Here is a 16,141-nt window from a genome sequence, read left to right on the forward strand (position 1 = left end):
CAGCCGCTCGCGCGCGCGCTCGGCATAGGGCGCGCGCAGCAGGTGGAAGCGGCGCGAACGGCCGATCAGCCCGGCCGAATTGGCCACCAGCGCGCGCTTGCCATAGGCGATCGCCCGCGCCGGAGTGGCGGCCGGGCCAAAGCGCACCAAGGCCCGCCAGCCAACCAGGATCGCGGCGAGGATCAGGCACAGGGTCGCGGCCAGGAACGGCGGCGTGAACGCCAGCGTAAGCAGGTTGCGCGCGTTGCCGAACCCGTTGAGCGTCATGTCGAACACGATCGGATCGCGCGGGTTCACCTCGAGCCTGGGGATCAGCGCATCGATCAGCCGCGCGCTGGCGGGCGAGGCCATGCCATAGTTGTCGAGCAGATCGGGCTCGAACACCACCACCAGCGGGTAGAGATCCTTGTCCACCTCCCCGTCGCCGGCAGCTGCATCGGAAGTGGCTCCGGCGATCTTGCCGGTATTGCCCCGTTCGGCCATGGCCTCGAGCTGCGGGTAGGTCCCGCCATCCTCGACCAGCGCGGCCAGCACCCAGTCATCGCCATCGGTGACCAGTGGCAGCAGGCGGTCGCCATCGCCCCAGGCCAGCACCTTGGCGCTCGGCAAGCGGCCCGAAACGCCCATGCCCTGCCAGCGGACCGTGCCCTTGTGCCCGCGCTCGGCGGTGACGTGAACATCGTCGAGAAACCCCTCCCAGTGCGGCAGCGCGCTGCCTACCAGGTTGACCCAGCCCTTGGGCGCGCCCTTTTCCTTCTGCGCATCGCTGGGCGGCGTGGTCAGCCACTTGGGCGCGATGACCAGCGTGGGCCCGTCGTAGCGGTGCGCCGCGACGATGCGGTCGATCTCCTTGCCGTCGGCATCGGCAGGCGGGGTAAGCACGAGCAGACCTTCGGGGTTGAGCCCGGCGCTGCTGCGGGCCTTGCGCACGTCATAACCGCGCCGCGCGAGGTAATCGGCCATCGCCGCATAGCCGTTGAGGCCGCGCCCATCCGCGTGCGCCTCGCCGTTGTTGCTCGACTGGAAGCCGTTGCCCGTGCCGATCATCCACAAGAGCGCCAGGAACAGCGCCGTGCCGACGAGCACGATAGCCAGCACCGCGCGCCGCGAAAAGGGATTGGCGCCGACCATGGGACGATTGGTGGCATCCACCGCGTTCATGCCGCCCCCTCTCCCCCGCGCAGGCGCACCGCGGCGAACTGCGCATAGGCCGCCCGCGCCGCGCTCCAGTCCTCGGCATCCAGCGCCCGCAGCGCGTAGCGGCAGCGCTCAACGCGCTCGGCAATCACCGTGAAGGCCACGCGCCCGGCCGTCGGCAGCGCCGAAAGCGCGGCGATTTCACGCGCGGTGGAGGCCGGGTGGAGCCAGTCGGGCCGCTGGTCGGCGATCTGGCGCACGCTGCGCCGCAAGAGGAGGTGCGTCGCCTCGTCGAAGCGCCCTTCGGCGGCCAGGCGATCGGCATCGGCGAGCAGCGCCTCGGCCTCGGCCTGGCTCGGCGCCGAGGCCGGTTCTTCCTCGCCCGCACGCCCCGCGCGCCAGCGCCGGTCCCACACCGGCCGCAGCAAACGCCAGGCGGCGTAAAGCACCAGCAGCGCGGCAAGGCCGAGCAAGACCCACTGGAACACCGGCCAGGACATCCCCAGCAGACGCCCGATCGGCGCGAAGATCGCCTCGAGCAGCCGCCCCAGCGCCTGAAGCCATTCGGGAATTCGGGGAATCTCAGGCGCGACTTCGGGCAGCGGGGTGAACTGGATCTGCGAAGAGGCGTGCACGGCCTCCCAGTCGCCTGTCGCGCCTTGCGTTGCGGGCGCTCCCGCGATCTGATCCGCACCGACCGTCACGCCGCCTGCTTGGCATGTCGGCCCCGGCAACGCAAGCCACGCCGCTGCTATGGCAACGATTGCGCCGGCAAAAACCAAAGGCCCTTACGCACTTAAGCCAAGGCCCGCCGGTGCCCGGCGCCCGCAGAGCCTGCTCCCAAAGTCGCCAGTCGGTGACTTTGGGAGCGGCACCGGCCGAACTTTTGGATCGGGTTCTAAGGCCAGCCGATCGCCCGCAGGCGCCCCGCTTCAGCCTGTACCGCAGCCTGTACCGTGTCAGCCGCGTCAGCCGCGCGCGCGGGCCAGGCGATAGGTGCCGAGCGGGCGGACGTACTTGCTGTGGAACGCCAGCTCCTTCATCGCACGGTCGATCCGCTCGTCACCCGGCGCACCCTCGATGTCGACGTAGAACTTCGAGGCCGCGAAGCTGGCGCCGGTCTGGTAGCTCTCCAGCTTGGTCATGTTTACCCCGTTGGTGGCGAACCCGCCGAGCGCCTTGTAAAGCGCGGCAGGCACGTTGTTCACCTCGAAGATGAACGTCGTCATGGTCTGCTCGCCCGCCAGCGTGAACGGATCGAGCGGCTCACGCGCGAGCACCACGAACCGGGTGGTGTTGTCCTCGGCGTCCTCGACGTTCTCCTCGACGATCTCGAGCCCATAGAGTTCGGCCGCCAGCCGCGGCGCGATCGCCGCCAGTCCGGGATCGCCCAGCTCGCGCACATAGGCCGCAGCCCCCGCGGTATCGGCATAGGCCATCGGCACCATGCCCTTTTCCCGCAAGTAGCGGCGCGACTGGCCGAGGGCCTGCGGATGGCTGTAGGCGGCGCTGAACGGCCCCTTGCCCAGCGCCATGAGCGCGTGGTTGATCGCGATGAACTGCTCGCCCACGATCGACAGCCCGCTTTCGGGCAGGAGGAAGTGAATGTCGGCGACGCGCCCGTGCTGCGAATTCTCGATCGGGATGATCGCGCGCTCGGCGCGCCCGTCGCGCACCGCATCGAGCGCGTCCTCGAACGAAAAACACGGCAGCGGCCGGCAATCGGGATCGTAGGTCAGCGCGGCGCGGTGCGAATTGCACCCCGGCGCGCCCTGAAAGGCCACCGCGCGCGCCGGATCGACGACGGCCGCGGCCGTCATCGTGGAAACATGTGCGAGGGCGGGTTGCGGGTACGAGCTCATAGTGCGCGCGCATTTAGGGTGCTTTGCACAGGCGCGCAACGCAAACCGGCGCCTGCCCCCCATGAACGCCGGGCGAACGCCCCGCACGCCCCCCCCCCGCGGGAACGCGCTGCGGCAGGCTCGGCTTGCCGCACAATCCCGCGCCACAATGGCTGGAAATCCGCAATCGGTCTTGCACTCGAGCCCCCGCGACACTAGAGCCCAAGCGATATAAATCAAAGATACGTCTATTTAGGTGGGGGCATTGCGAGGGGCTTAGTGAATGAATAGTCGTTTCAATACCATCATCGGGTGGGTGCTTGGTGCCGGCGCAGTCGGCCTGGGCCTGACCATCGTAAGTTCGATGTATTTTGGTGCGGACAAGCACCATCGTCCGGAAACAATGGGTTACGCCATCGAAGGCGTGGAGACCGAAGCGGCGGGCTCGGGCGAAGTGCCCTTTGCCACGCTGCTCGCCTCGGCCGACCTCGCCAAGGGCGAAGCCACGTTCGCCAAGTGCAAGTCGTGCCACACCATCGATGCAGGCGGTCCCAATGGAATCGGCCCCAACCTGCACGGCGTGGTGGGTGAAGGTATCGGCGTGGGCGCAGGCGGATTTGCCTTCTCCGACGCACTCAAGGGCGTGGGCGGCAGCTGGACGTTCGACAAGCTCAACGAATGGCTGACCAGCCCCAAGGCCTTTGCGCCGGGCACCAAGATGACCTTCGCGGGTCTGCCCAAGCCTGAGGATCGCGCCAACCTGATCGCCTGGCTCAACACCCAGGGCTCGAACCTGCCGCTGCCCGCCGCTCCCGCTGCCGACGCCCCCGCTGCAGACGCGGCCCCGGCCGACGACGCCAGCGCCGCCGCACCGGGCGAGGACCCTGCCGCGCAGGCCACTCCCGCCGAACAGTAATCCGGCCCTTCCTGCGCGAAGGCCGGTCGAAAGCGGCCCGCGAACGTCACCGAGTCGTTCGCGGGCCGCTTTTTTAGAGCGGTTTTCGATCAGATTGCATCGGATCGACCGCTCTAGACCTTTGTTTTAACGCATTTTCTGAACCGTCAGGTGATTCCACCTGACTGGAAAATGCTCTAATGGGGACGAGACCATTCAAGCCCCCCTGCCCCACACCGAGGCTCACCGCTTTCGTGCGCGCAGCGACCTGAAAGAAGGGCGATCGGCAGCGTGAGGAAACCCAAGGACCGCCGTCCTCGGAACGCTCCGCTTCATCCCGCCGGCTTGCCGCCCTTGAAGCCCTTGGCAATCACGTACCATTCCGAGGAATCCTTCCGGCTTGCCGGAGGCTTGGCGTGCTTCACGCTCGAAAAGTTGCGTTTGAGAATACCCAGCAGTTCGGTGTCGGTGCCGCCCGCAAAGACCTTGGCCACGAAGGTGCCCCCCGGCGCCAGGCTCTGGATCGCGAAATCGGCCGCCGTCTCGACCAGGCCCATCGTGCGCAAGTGGTCGGTCTGCTTGTGCCCGACGGTATTCGCCGCCATGTCCGACAACACCAGATCGGGCGCACCGTCGAGCGCCTCTTCAAGCGCGGCCGGCGCCTCGTCGGCCATGAAGTCCATCTGGAAGATGGTCACCCCCTCGATCGGATCGGTCGGCAGCAAGTCGATCCCCACGACCGCGGCGCGCGGGCACTTGAGCCGCAGCACCTGGCTCCACCCGCCGGGCGCGATGCCCAAGTCGACCGCGCGCGTGACGCCCTTGAACAGATCGAACTTCTCGTCGAGTTCGAGCAATTTGTACGCCGCCCGGCTGCGATAGCCATCAGCCTTCGCCTTCTTCACGTAGGGATCGTTGAGCTGGCGCGTCAGCCAGCGCGCCGAACTGTTGGTACGCTTCTTTGCGGTTTTCAGCCGCTCGCCCGGATCGCGTCCCGAACGGCTCATTTCCCTGTCTGCACGCGCTTCATCGCGTCCCTTTCCCGTTTGGGGGGAGTGGCCGGCATGGCCCTGTTCCCGTGCGAGGCAATCAGGCTACGCAGAATGCCCTCGCGAATACCCCGATCGGCGACCCCCAGCCTGTCGGCGGGCCACAGATCAAGAATCGATTCCAGAATGGCGCATCCGGCAACGACGAGATCCGCCCGCTCCTTGCCGATGCAGTTGAGTTCGCGGCGCGCCTCGATGTCCATCGTCGAAAGCCGCGCGCTGATGTCGCGCATCGCACTGGCGGGCACGATCAACCCATCGACCATGCGCCGGTCGTATTGCGGGAGTTCGAGATGCAGGCTGGCGAGCGTCGTCACCGTGCCGCTGGTGCCCAGCAGACGCAGCGGACCGCCAGCGCCCGCACTGTCGCGCGCAGGCGCGATGCGCTGCGCAAAAGCGGCGAAACTCTCGCTCACCAGGCGGTGCATGTGGCGGTAACGCTCCAGCCGGGCCGCCTCGTCACAGCCTTCGCCGCCCACGCTCTCGGTCAGCGAGACAACTCCCCAGGGCACGCTCTGCCAGTCGAGGATGCGCGGCACCGTTCCCGTACTCTCGATCAGCACCAGTTCGGTCGAACCGCCACCGATGTCGAAGATCATCGCCGGCCCCACCCCTTGCTCGAGCAGCACATGGCACCCCAGCACGGCCAGCCGCGCTTCCTCGCGCGCGCTGATGATATCGAGCGCGATGCCCGTCTCGCGGCGCACGCGCTCGATGAATTCGGCCCCGTTGCTCGCGCGGCGGCACGCCTCGGTCGCCACCGATCGGGCGAGATAGACGTTGCGGCGCTTGAGCTTGTCGGCACAGACCCTCAGCGCCGCCAGCGTGCGCTCCATCGCCGCGTCCGACAGGCAGCCCGACTGCGCCAGCCCCTCACCCAGCCGGACCACCCGGCTGAACGCGTCGATCACGGTGAAGTTCTGGCCCGAAGGGCGCGCGATCAGCAGGCGGCAGTTATTGGTCCCCAGATCGATCGCGGCATAGGATTGGCGCGCCAGTGGCTCGCGCGGGAGCGACTCGCCCAAGGCAGGCTCGGTCGGCAAAGACCCCTCGCGCCCGGCACCCGTTTGCGCGCGCGCCGAATCGTCCTCCACAGCGCCCACGCCACCACGCCCGCCCGGCCGCGACGGCCGGCCGACCTTGCGCCGCTCACCTGCCGATTTTCCGGTTTCCTCAGAACCCCGCTCGACGCCCGTGCGCGCATCGCCCGACGCCCGGCGCCGACGCACACCTCGCGCGGCCCCGTTCGCCGCTCCACTGCGGCCTTCATCTCTTTCGCGCGGCACAGCGCCCGCCCCGGGACGATCCGCCGCGTGCGGCGAATTCTTTTCCCTGGCTGCCCCATCAACCGGCCCGGCGGGCTTTACCCGCCGACCTTTGCGCCGCCGTGACGAACGGCGCGGGACATCGACTTTCGCGGCCGGCGGATCATGCTCCGCCATATTCACCAAATCTCGTTCAAATCTTCCCACCCCAGCAGGCGGGCACCTGACGCGATGCTAACCGCCCGCAAGCAAAGGAGCAAGCCCGATGCAAAAAGACCCCTTGACCCGAATCACCATGCCCACTAGAGGGCGCGTCTCCAGCGATGGTGCCCCGTCGTCTAATGGTAAGACTACGGATTCTGATTCCGTCTATCGAGGTTCGAATCCTCGCGGGGCATCCAACTTTCTATCCCTTGACAGCAAGACTGGCCCGCTGTGCCACCAAAGTGGACCGCCAGCAGTCTTGGGCAAGCGACTATCCAGCCCCAAATGTGGCGCTTCAGCGCCTGCCGATAATGATCAGGCGAGGCCGCACTTTGCTTGGCCTACGAAAGAGGCGAGCTACGCGGCCTGTAGTGCCAGTAGCAAAAATGGCGTCACACTTGACTGCCACGCGCCCTTGTCGGTCGTTCCTGGTCTCATTTGACGTTCCAGGAAGCCGACGTTCTATTCAGGAGACGACGGTTGCTTCTCCGATAAAGCGTCCTTCCCAGAGATAGAACGTGCCCGCACGTTTCATTTCGTTGGCCGCATCCTTCGACAGAAACACAAAGCCTACGCGCCGTTCAGTGCCTGGTTCAAACGGCACGTCTCCTAGTTGTAGCCTCGCATCCCACCCAGATTTTGCGGTATCCTTAGACGTAAAACACGGACACCCGAATCCTGTTCTCGCCGCCATTCCCTTTCCCCCTTGATGGGTCGGGTAGAGCCTCACGTCGGCGAGCAAATCAGCGGACCTTGCGTGCCAATTGTTATCCATCACTGCAGGTCTATTCTATGAGTGAGCGCCTGAAAAGTCGGCCGGTGCCATCGAACTGATTTGCGCCCTTGCCGGTCATTCGGCGAACGAAGGCACGCTCCTGAAACCGGCCATGACGGAAATTCTTGAATCTCGTCACAACTGTGGCTTTTGAAAAGATCTAATTTTGAGAAGGCCCCGTCCCAAACGGGTCCGGTCGACTTAAAGGCTGCAGACTTTTTGAACAATCCCTTCAGGCGTGCGGTACGTTTGAAAGCCCATGGCATCATAGTATTTCAAGCCAGATGGATTGTCGGCTCCAATGTAGGCGTCGATTTTTTCCAGGCCTGCTTGAAGTGCGGCTTCTCGCGTTGATAAAAACAGGAGTTTGCCGACACCCTGCCGTTGGAACTTGGGACTGATGTGGGTTCCGATAATTCCCCATCCTTCCGGCGTATCATACGGGTTCTCCGCGGCAGCCTTCTTCAGAGATTGAAAGCCGACAACGTTTCCTGCCTCATCGATAGCAATGGTGCATCGTATGCTCGTAGGATTGGTGATGTAGCGACCCATCACAAATTCAACATCGTGCGGACGCTGGCGGCCGGTATGTTCGATTATTTCGCGCAGGACTTGTCCCATCCCCTCCGCGTCATCGACCGATGCTGCACGTGTTTCCATTTGCTCGTTTCCCAAGTGAGCCGTTCCACTTGCATCTAAAATACGGAGCCCATCTCCTGATCGCAAGATTCTCGTTATGAGCGAGGGACTGCCGGCGGCAGGTTGCTAGTCATCGCCTTTAACTAATAATATAATCAATATGGATAAAATTGAAATATAATGAAAAATTTCAAAAAAGACCTGAATGAAATAATTATATATACTTTATTGTATGTGATTGTTTAATAAATTAACCCAATAATGCCGCCTTTTGTTGAAGCGATCAATGTTTCCACCACAGCCCTTTTTGCTCTAGATTTTATAAATATCATTACTAAATTTACTTCCAATAGAAAATGGCGAGGTGGCCGATTATTCTATCAAGTGGAGAATATGATTTTGACTTATATCCAATAAATACAATTTGGTCACCGTTTGGCAATAAATCGCTTGACGCCGCAGCACAAGAAGCCTTCCCGGACTCCCAAATTGCAGCCTCACCGAAAGTCTCTGTTCGGCCAGTTGCGAGTTTTCCGCTAGCTCCTAAAGTAGCAGTGAATTTTGCCGAGGTTGGGGGGCGGTTCCGGCAGGGGGGCAAAATGACACCCGAAGGCGAATATCCGGATTAGGGCGCAGACTCATTAATGGGCACACCAGAGGCGGACGCAGACGAGCTTGATAGCAGCGAGGTAGTTTTCGGGACACTTGTCGTATCGCGTCGCGATGCCCCGGAATTGCTTGATCCGGTTGAAGAAGCGTTCGACCAGATTGCGCTGTTTGTAGAGCCATTGCGAGAAGCCGAAGCGCTTTTTGCGGTTGGAGCGATTGGGAATGTTGGCCCAGATGTCCCGAGCCGCAGCCGCCTCGCGTATTGCGTTGCTGTCATAGCCCTTGTCGCCCAGCAGAGTGGCGTCTTCCGGAATGACTTCGATCAAGGCCTCGGCCTCGCAGGCATTGTGGACCTGCCCGCCGGTCAATCGCAATCCGATAGGACGTCCGCGAGCATCGACAAGAGCGTGGAGTTTGCTGGTAAGACCGCCCCGGGAACGTCCCATGCCACGATCGCAGGATCCCCCCTTTTACCCGTCGCACCATGCTGGTGGACGCGAACACAGGTGGAATCGATCATGACCAGATCGCCCTCGTACTCGGCTGAGACCGTTGACAAAAGCCGATCCCAGACACCGGCTTTGCGCCAGCGTACGAACCTGTTGTAGCACGTCGTCGAGGGGCCATAGCGTTCAGGTACTTCGGCCCAGGCGGCGCCAGACCGGAACCGCCACATGATTCCATTGAGAACCCTGCGATCGTCCACTCGCGCAACCCCACGCGGCTTGTTGGGAAGCAAGGGCTCTATGATTGCCCACTCTCGATCCGTCAGTTCGTAGCCTCGCCGTGCCATCCAACCCCTCCAATTCGTCGGGCTCTGAATCAGCAGGCCGCTAAAATCTCAAGCTATTTTATGAGTTTACGCCCTAGTTATCGTCTGCGCCTTTTACGCTCTTCGCTAGCTGCTGGCGCAGCCAGGCCATTGCGGGATCGTGATGGGTCCGTTCGTGCCAGACTAGAATCTTCGTGAATCCGGGTACCGGCAAGGGCGGCTCCTGAAGATGCAGACCTTTCTGACCTTTTACCAAGCGGGCGGGAAGTAGTGCACAGGCGTTGGATGTGCGCACCAGATCGAGGACCAGACCAAAGTTGGGGGCCGTCATGATGACCCTCCTCGTGCGGCTTAGGGCCGCCAAGGCATGATCGGTTGCCCCTTGGAACCGAGTGCCGTCGTGCGACATCAAGGCGTGGTCCAAGCCACAGAACGTATCGAGGTCCATAGCCTGCCCCGCTGCCGGATGATCACGGCGCAGGACGCAGGTGTAGTGTTCCTCGAACAGGTGGCGCGCACGCAGGTTCTCGGGCGCCATCTGCGGGGTGACAAGTGCGAAGTCGGTCTTGCCCTGCTCCATGTCGAGCGCCAGCGTCTCCATCGCCACGGGTCGGATTGCAATCCGGATGCCCGGCGCGCTCGTGCGCAAGCTGATTAGGAATGGGAGAAGTACGACCTGCTGTGCGTAATCGGTCGCGGCGATGCCGATGGTCCGCTCCGCCGTCGCGGGATCAAAGCCATCGGGTTGCAGCAAGGCCTCGATTTCTCCGAGCGCGCGCCGAAGTGGTTCCGCGAGAGCTTCGGCTCGAGGTGTGGGCAGAACCCCGCGCTGGGCGCGGATGAACAGCGGATCATCGAAGGTTTCGCGAAGCCGGTTGAGCATGCCGCTTACGGCCGGTTGGGTCAGGCCAAGCCGCTCGCTCGCCCGCGTAACTGACCGGGTGTCCAGAAGGGCATTGAAGGCCTTCAGGAGATTGAGGTCGGTGTTCTTGATATCACTCGTCATGATGTCAGGGATATTGAGATGTGATTTCAGCTATATCAAGAGCCCGCCTATATTCTGCGCTCAGGTTTTCCCACTCATGCAGGAGTACGATATGGGCGAAATCCAGTGGCCCGCGGGCTATGTCCCGGGTTTCAGCGACAATTTCTGTTCGAACGAGGTCATCGTCCGGGGTCTTGCGGTTGCCGACATTTGGCCCTTCCTGGTCGAGGCGGTGCGCTGGCCGGGCTATTACGCCAACAGCTCGGACATCGCGATCCATGGGGACAAGGGTCCCGCGCTCGAACTCGGCGACCGCTTCTTTTTCAAGACCTTCGGATTCCCGGTCGATGCCGAAGTGGTGGAATGCGTGCCGCCTGTCAAAGGCCAGCCAGCGCGTATTGCCTGGCACGGGTGGTCGGGTGAGGCCGAACATCGGCTCGACGTGCACCATGCCTGGCTGATTGAGGAGCTTCCCGGGCAACGCCTGCGCATTCTCACGCAGGAAACGCAAAACGGCGAGCCAGCGAAGGAGCTGGCCCTGGCGCGCCCCAATCCGATGATCAACGGCCATCAGGATTGGCTCGAAGGTCTCGTCGCCGCTGCGCGCGGCGCAGCGGCTTGAAAGGTTGGCTGAGGCTGGAAGGTTGACCTGCCTGGCCTCAGTCGATCACCGGACCATTCTGGGGGCCGGGATAGCGGCGCAGCCAATAGGCGTATTGATCGGGCAACACACTGCCTGCTGCGGGCAGACCGAGTTCGCGGGCCACGCGGAACGGGTAATGCGGATTGGCGAGGTGCGCGCGCGCGGCGAAGACGACGTCCATCTGCTGTTCGGCAATGGCCTTCTCCGCGTCCTGCGGAATGTCCATGCCCCAGGCCGTGCCGACGGCAAGCCCGGTCTCGTCGCGCACGTGCTTGGCGATCGGTGCCATGAAGGCCGGGCCCCAAGGTACGTTGGATTCAATCGTCGAGAAACCCATGCTGACGCTCAGGAAGTCGAGCCCTTCGCTCTTGAAGGTCTTCACGAGGCCAATCGCCTCAGCAAGCGTTTCTTCGTCGCGTCCATCGAACTCGATGACGCCGAAACGCGCGGTGAGCGGCAGGTTTTCGGGCCAGACCTCGCGCACGGCCTGCAAAGTCTCAATCAGGAAGCGGCTGCGCGCCGCTAGATCGCCGCCATAGGCGTCGGTGCGCGTGTTGGCGTGGGCCGAGAAGAAGCTCTGCGCGAGGTACCCGTGCGCAAAGTGCAGTTCGAGCCACTTAAAACCAGCGTCGCGCGCGCGAATTGCGGCCGCGACGAAATCCCGCTTCACGCGCGCGATATCGTCCAGCGTCATTTCGGTCGGCACCTTGGGCAGACCGCCGCTGAAGGCCAGGGCCGAGGGCGAGATCGTCTGCCAGCCACCGGGCTGATCGTTGGGAATGTGGTCGTCGCCTTCCCAGGGCTTGTTGGCACTGGCCTTGCGTCCGGCATGGCCGATCTGGATGCCGGGCACGGCTCCGCCCGCGGCGATGGCATGGGCGATACGGGCCATGCCCTCGACCTGGCCATCCTGCCACAGGCCCGTGCATCCCGGCGTGATGCGGCCTTCGGGCGAGACGGCGGTTGCCTCCACGATGACGAGGCCCGCACCGCCGCGCGCGATGTCGGCGTAGTGGGGAAGGTGCCACTCGCTGACGTAGCCGTCGCGCGCGCTGTACTGGCACATCGGCGGCACGCCGATGCGGTTGCGAAGAGTGACGTCCTTGAGCGTGAAGGGGGTGAAAAGTGCGGGCATGGTATCCTCTTTCGTGGAACTTGGTTCAGGCGAGCCGAATCACGGGCTTGCCGCTGAAATCGCGGTTGCGCAGCGCTTCGAGCATGCGCGGCAGGTCCTCGAAGGGCCTGGGGACAAGGGGCTCGGGCGCAAGGGTCTTCGCTGCGACCTGCGCGAACAGATCTTCGCCCGCCGAGGTCTGGATCGACCAGTCGGCGGTATCGCCATGCTGGTGAAGGGCGCCGAGCGCGACTTCGTGCAGCGAAAGCGCACGGCCAAACGCCGGACTGGGCCAGTCCGGTACCCGGCCCTGGATGCACACGAGATGGCCGTTGGCCTTCAGGCCAGGATGAAGCCACGCGGCATGTTCGGGGCCGACTGCATCGATAACCGCCGTGAAGCGCGGCGATCCGATTTCAGCTTCCTGCGTGAGCGGCCCGGGGATCCAGTCCACGGCACCCAGCCCGGCCAGTCGCTCGCGGTGGCGGATGTTGCACATGACGCTGACGCGCCAATCCAGTTGCACGGCCAGTTGGACGAGATAATTGCCCACTGCGCCGCCTGCTGCGCTGACCAGCATCCGCTGGTTGCCGCCCGGAGGCAGCTTCGCGAGCGCGCGCCAGGCGGTCAGCGCCGGGCAGGGCATGCTGGCGGTAAGGGCTAGGTCAAGAGCATCGGGGACACGCATGAGCGCGTGCGCCCCGACGGGGGTGTACTGCGCGAAGCTACCGTGCGACTGCAGGCTCTGGTGGTAGGCCACGCGGCTTCCCAGCCAGGCCGGATCGACATCCGGTCCGATCTTCACCACCGTCCCAGCACCGTCGACACCGGGCACATGGCCGCGCTGCCATCCAAGCCCTCCCAGGACCTTCCAGTCCACCGGGTTGAGGCCGATCGCCGCATTGCGCACGATGACCTCGCTCGGGCCGGGCCGTGGCATGGGCCGTGTCGCCAGGACCAGGGCGAGCGGGTCCTTGCCCGCTACCCAGGTCCAGGCGCGGTAGGTTTCGGGCAGAGCCTCAGGCATAGGCTCCGGCCGAATAGGTCAGCTCGTAGCTGTGGCTGTAGACCTCGAGGATGTTGCCGAAGGGATCCTCGCAATAGACCATGCGGTAGGGCTTCTCGCCGGGGAAATATTCGCGCACGGGCATGCGCTGTTTGCCGCCGGCGGCCACGATCTTGGCGGCCATGCCCTCCACGTCCGGGTCCTGGATGCAGAAGTGGAACACGCTCGTCTTCCAGTACTCGAAATTGTGTTCCGGCCGCTCGGCGTTGCGGAACTGGAAGATTTCGACGCCCACGCGGTCGCCGGTCGAAAGGTGGGCAATGCGGAAGGAGCCCCAACCCGTACCGAACACGTCGGTGCACATGACACCGATGGCGCTCTCGTCTTCCTCGATCGTGGTAGGCGGCATGATCAGATACCAGCCCATGACTTCGGTATAGAACTTTACGGCTTCGTCGAGGTCGGTGACCGAAAGGCCGATGTGCGAAAAACTGCGGGGATAGGGGGGCATGGGTGTTCTCCTGATCTGTCGTCAGGATCTTGAGGTGCTTGCCTCATAATGAGAAGTGTCATAAGCTTATCATTGTGATAAGAATTCATGATGATTAACCCGCAATGGATCATTAGCTTCGTTCGCGTCGTGGAGATCGGGAGCTTCACCGGGGCTGCCGATGCCCTGAACCTGACGCAAGCCGCCGTCAGCCAGCACATGGCGCGCCTGGAGGCGAAGGTGGGCCAACTCGTGATACGCCGCCCACGTGCTCTGGAGTTGACACCGGCCGGACATGCGATGCTCGCCTACGCCCAAGAGATCGAGCAGGCTGATATGCGCCTGCGCTCGCGACTGTCAGACGGCGAGTGCATGGAAGGGGAGATCAGCCTGATTACGCCCGGCAGTGTCGGCCTGATGCTTCATCCACTGCTTCTCGGCATCCAGGAACGGGAACGGGCATTGACCATTCGCCATCGCTTCGCTCCCGATGCCGAGATCGTCCAGTCGGTGCTGGATGCCCGGTTCGAGGTTGGATTGTCGACGACGCGCCCCGACGATGCGCGGCTGAGCGTTACGCCTTTCCTGCACGAACCCCTGGAACTGATTGTGCCCGCAGCCAGCGAGGTAAACTCCTGGAGCGATCTCGAGCGCCTGGGCTTCATCGACCACCCCGATGGAATGGCCATGGCCAAGCGGCTTTTGTCGCTACGTTTTCCTGGTAATCCCGGTCTCTCTCACCTGCCTATCCGGGGCTTCACGAACCAGATTGCCCTCATTCTGGAACCGGTTGCGCGTGGGCTCGGTTTCACCGTCCTGCCGCGTTACGCCCGGCAGGCGTTTCGCAATCCCGAGCAGATCCTGGTGGCAGGAAATGGTCCGCCCGTGGTCGATACCCTGTGGCTTCTCCATCGCAGTGAATGGCCCCTGACGGTCCGAATGCGCAAGGTTCTCTCGAACCTGCGCGATTCCCTTCAGGAACCTATGGCCCAATAAACTTTGTGATCGCTTTCGGGGCCATAGTTAGCGAATAGCGGACGATCGTACTCGGGCATCGAGAATTGGCGCCTGAGCGGCACAAAGGGTCGGCAGCCGCCGTCGCGTGAAGGGCGGCTATCCTCGGAGCCCGGCTCCGAACCGGTCAGTCTCCTACCGGCCCTTGGCAGCAGGTGAGCTAGTGGAGCCCCCCCCCCCCCTCAAGCTCCCTCGCCATTCGGCCGGTTGCGCCGCTGCTACTCACCGCTGTCTTCTCGCCGCCTCTCGAGGAAGCCATCGACGCCAGAGCCCTCGACATCTCCTGTGCGGAGCTTTGCCAAATCCTGGGCGTGGGCGACGGCTTGCGCCGCGGTGCGCAGCACCGTTCGATGCTTGATAAGCTCGAAATAGACCGTGTCACCGGCCTTCAGCCCCAGTTGCTGATACACAAGGGAAGGAATCCTTATCCGGCCATCCGCTGCAACCTTTGCTCGCATGTCCATCTCCCTGCCTCGATTCCTCCGCGGTAACGAAGCCGGCTTCATACCACGGATCAGGCTTTCCTCGGTTCGGCCCATTTCAGGAATTCGGGCTTGCGCAGATTCTCGATCGAACAGCCCCTTGTCGGCGAACTTCACGCCCCGTTGCATGGCCAAATTCAGGGCGGCGACATGATGCAGCTTGAGCCTCTTCGCGATCTCGGTCGTGCCAATGTACCGCTTTGCAAGTATGACGGCATCCACCATTCGAATGTCGCGAAAGGGCTTCCCCGGGCCCAGCAGAAAGTCGCTGTAGCGTGAGAAATTGGTGGGAGAGAGACCAAGGATATCGGCGCACTCCCGCTTGCTGACCGGTACGTCCGCCCAATCCATTTCTCTGTTAAGCGCGAACGCCGGCGCCTTCAAATCGACGTCATCGGGCAAACGAATGCGCTCCGCGATCGGACCTTTACCTGGTGTAAGCGCAGCAGCCAGTTCGCCGTTGGAGATGGCGGCGAGAACAGCCGCCCAGGGNTCTGTTAAGCGCGAACGCCGGCGCCTTCAAATCGACGTCATCGGGCAAACGAATGCGCTCCGCGATCGGACCTTTACCTGGTGTAAGCGCAGCAGCCAGTTCGCCGTTGGAGATGGCGGCGAGAACAGCCGCCCAGGGCTTGGGACGTCCGCCCAGTTGCACCATGAGATCCCAGAGCCGAACGGGGAACTGTCGGTCAGCCACCCCGAGATTGCCGCAAAGGCGCCGCGTGAACTGCGCAAGCGAAGCCTCGTCGACGGTGTGTTTGCCTTTCCGCCCAGGCGGCAAGGGTGCCTCGTTGATCAAGCCCAACCACATCAATTCGCGCAGAGCGTAGCCTGGAATGCCCAGGTTGGCGGACGCGCGGACCAGGCGCTTGCTGGACGTATGCTGACGGGCCAGTTGCTCGATGGCTTCCCTGTCGAACAGGACATGCAACCTCTGCCCGTCGAGCGCCAGGACCGAAGGCAGCTCACCGGCGCGCCGCATTTTGACGAGTGTGCGCAAATGCGCGCCCGACACCTGCGAGGCCTGATGGGCGGTCAGCCCCCTGTCCCTCGCCGCACGACACTCTTCGATGAAGTTGCAGAGCAAAGCTTGCGGCGTTGGTGACAGACTGGACACCCGAGCCCGCGAAAGGAGCCGGTGGCTCGCCCCGCCATTCCCGTCGCCTCGTTGCTTCGCATGGGCGTTAATGCGGCCGGCCAGAAGTGCCTCAAACGCACTCG

Annotated in this window: 15 protein-coding genes and 1 tRNA gene; 4 read left to right on the forward strand and 12 right to left on the reverse strand. The window is 63.4% G+C overall.

The window, feature by feature from the left end:
• The 3 genes from MTR62_RS11480 to MTR62_RS11490 form a co-directional block, all read right to left on the reverse strand.
• Positions 1 to 1,161 (reverse strand): DUF4350 domain-containing protein (locus MTR62_RS11480; RefSeq protein ID WP_244020971.1); only part of this gene is annotated, 1,161 nt, incomplete at its 3' end.
• Positions 1,158 to 1,841: a hypothetical protein gene (locus MTR62_RS11485; protein ID WP_244020973.1), complete on the reverse strand. Its 684-nt coding sequence runs from the start codon at positions 1,839 to 1,841 to the stop codon at positions 1,158 to 1,160. The genes MTR62_RS11485 and MTR62_RS11480, both read right to left, overlap by 4 nt.
• 264 nt (positions 1,842 to 2,105) lie before the next feature.
• The gene (locus MTR62_RS11490; protein ID WP_244020981.1) at positions 2,106 to 2,999 is read right to left on the reverse strand and encodes a prephenate dehydratase; all 894 of its coding nucleotides are present in this window, start codon (positions 2,997 to 2,999) and stop codon (positions 2,106 to 2,108) included.
• Positions 3,000 to 3,261: 262 nt separating this feature from the next.
• Here MTR62_RS11490 and MTR62_RS11495 point away from each other — a divergent pair, with 262 nt between their 5' ends.
• Positions 3,262 to 3,894, forward strand: a complete 633-nt coding sequence (locus MTR62_RS11495) for a c-type cytochrome (RefSeq protein WP_244020983.1) — start codon at positions 3,262 to 3,264, stop codon at positions 3,892 to 3,894.
• A 311-nt stretch (positions 3,895 to 4,205) separates the two neighbouring features.
• On the opposite strand, the gene MTR62_RS11500 is transcribed toward MTR62_RS11495, so the two are convergent.
• Together MTR62_RS11500 and MTR62_RS11505 are read right to left on the reverse strand one after the other, a co-directional pair.
• Positions 4,206 to 4,880 (reverse strand): RlmE family RNA methyltransferase, encoded by a 675-nt coding sequence (locus MTR62_RS11500; RefSeq protein WP_244020985.1) that lies wholly within the window; start codon positions 4,878 to 4,880, stop codon positions 4,206 to 4,208.
• Complete coding sequence (locus MTR62_RS11505; protein WP_244020987.1) at positions 4,877 to 5,947, reverse strand: Ppx/GppA phosphatase family protein; 1,071 nt, start codon at positions 5,945 to 5,947, stop codon at positions 4,877 to 4,879. The genes MTR62_RS11500 and MTR62_RS11505 overlap by 4 nt, the downstream gene beginning before the upstream one ends.
• Before the next feature lie 567 nt (positions 5,948 to 6,514).
• Between MTR62_RS11505 and MTR62_RS11510 the strand changes: the two genes are divergently transcribed.
• Positions 6,515 to 6,588, forward strand: a tRNA-Gln gene (locus tag MTR62_RS11510).
• Positions 6,589 to 7,367: 779 nt separating this feature from the next.
• Here the strand turns inward: MTR62_RS11510 and MTR62_RS11515 are convergent.
• From MTR62_RS11515 to MTR62_RS11525, 3 genes are all read right to left on the reverse strand, one after another.
• Positions 7,368 to 7,826, reverse strand: a complete 459-nt coding sequence (locus MTR62_RS11515; protein WP_244020989.1) for a GNAT family N-acetyltransferase — start codon at positions 7,824 to 7,826, stop codon at positions 7,368 to 7,370.
• A 620-nt stretch (positions 7,827 to 8,446) separates the two neighbouring features.
• Positions 8,447 to 9,207, reverse strand: a protein-coding gene (locus MTR62_RS11520) for an IS5 family transposase (protein WP_244020991.1) whose coding sequence is annotated in 2 segments (ribosomal slippage) — positions 8,447 to 8,871 and positions 8,871 to 9,207 — 762 coding nt in all. Because the reading frame shifts where the segments join, the coding sequence is not laid out codon by codon here.
• Positions 9,208 to 9,280: 73 nt separating this feature from the next.
• Positions 9,281 to 10,192, reverse strand: coding sequence for a LysR family transcriptional regulator (locus tag MTR62_RS11525; protein ID WP_244020994.1), 912 nt, complete (start codon positions 10,190 to 10,192; stop codon positions 9,281 to 9,283).
• Between MTR62_RS11525 and MTR62_RS11530 the strand changes: the two genes are divergently transcribed.
• Positions 10,176 to 10,793 (forward strand): SRPBCC family protein, encoded by a 618-nt coding sequence (locus tag MTR62_RS11530; RefSeq protein WP_244020996.1) that lies wholly within the window; start codon positions 10,176 to 10,178, stop codon positions 10,791 to 10,793. The genes MTR62_RS11525 and MTR62_RS11530 overlap by 17 nt on opposite strands.
• 37 nt (positions 10,794 to 10,830) lie before the next feature.
• On the opposite strand, the gene MTR62_RS11535 is transcribed toward MTR62_RS11530, so the two are convergent.
• The 3 genes from MTR62_RS11535 to MTR62_RS11545 are packed head-to-tail and all read right to left on the reverse strand — an operon-like array spanning position 10,831 to position 13,445.
• On the reverse strand, positions 10,831 to 11,949 hold the full coding sequence (locus tag MTR62_RS11535) for an NADH:flavin oxidoreductase/NADH oxidase (RefSeq protein WP_244020997.1): 1,119 nt from the start codon (positions 11,947 to 11,949) through the stop codon (positions 10,831 to 10,833).
• 25 nt (positions 11,950 to 11,974) lie between these two features.
• Entirely contained in the window at positions 11,975 to 12,955 is a 981-nt protein-coding gene (locus tag MTR62_RS11540) for a zinc-binding dehydrogenase (protein ID WP_244020998.1), read from the reverse strand.
• Positions 12,948 to 13,445: a lactoylglutathione lyase family protein gene (locus MTR62_RS11545; protein WP_244020999.1), complete on the reverse strand. Its 498-nt coding sequence runs from the start codon at positions 13,443 to 13,445 to the stop codon at positions 12,948 to 12,950. The genes MTR62_RS11540 and MTR62_RS11545 overlap by 8 nt, the downstream gene beginning before the upstream one ends.
• 87 nt (positions 13,446 to 13,532) lie before the next feature.
• On the opposite strand from MTR62_RS11545, the gene MTR62_RS11555 reads away from it, so the two are divergent.
• Positions 13,533 to 14,420, forward strand: a complete 888-nt coding sequence (locus tag MTR62_RS11555; protein ID WP_327194404.1) for a LysR family transcriptional regulator — start codon at positions 13,533 to 13,535, stop codon at positions 14,418 to 14,420.
• A 236-nt stretch (positions 14,421 to 14,656) separates the two neighbouring features.
• Here MTR62_RS11555 and MTR62_RS11560 read toward each other — a convergent pair whose 3' ends face one another.
• Positions 14,657 to 15,322, reverse strand: a complete 666-nt coding sequence (locus MTR62_RS11560; RefSeq protein ID WP_244021000.1) for an AbrB/MazE/SpoVT family DNA-binding domain-containing protein — start codon at positions 15,320 to 15,322, stop codon at positions 14,657 to 14,659.
• Positions 15,323 to 16,141 lie beyond the last annotated feature (819 nt).

Origin of the sequence: Novosphingobium organovorum (genome assembly GCF_022832435.1) — a bacterium.
GTDB classification, from domain to species: Bacteria; Pseudomonadota; Alphaproteobacteria; order Sphingomonadales; family Sphingomonadaceae; genus Novosphingobium; species Novosphingobium organovorum.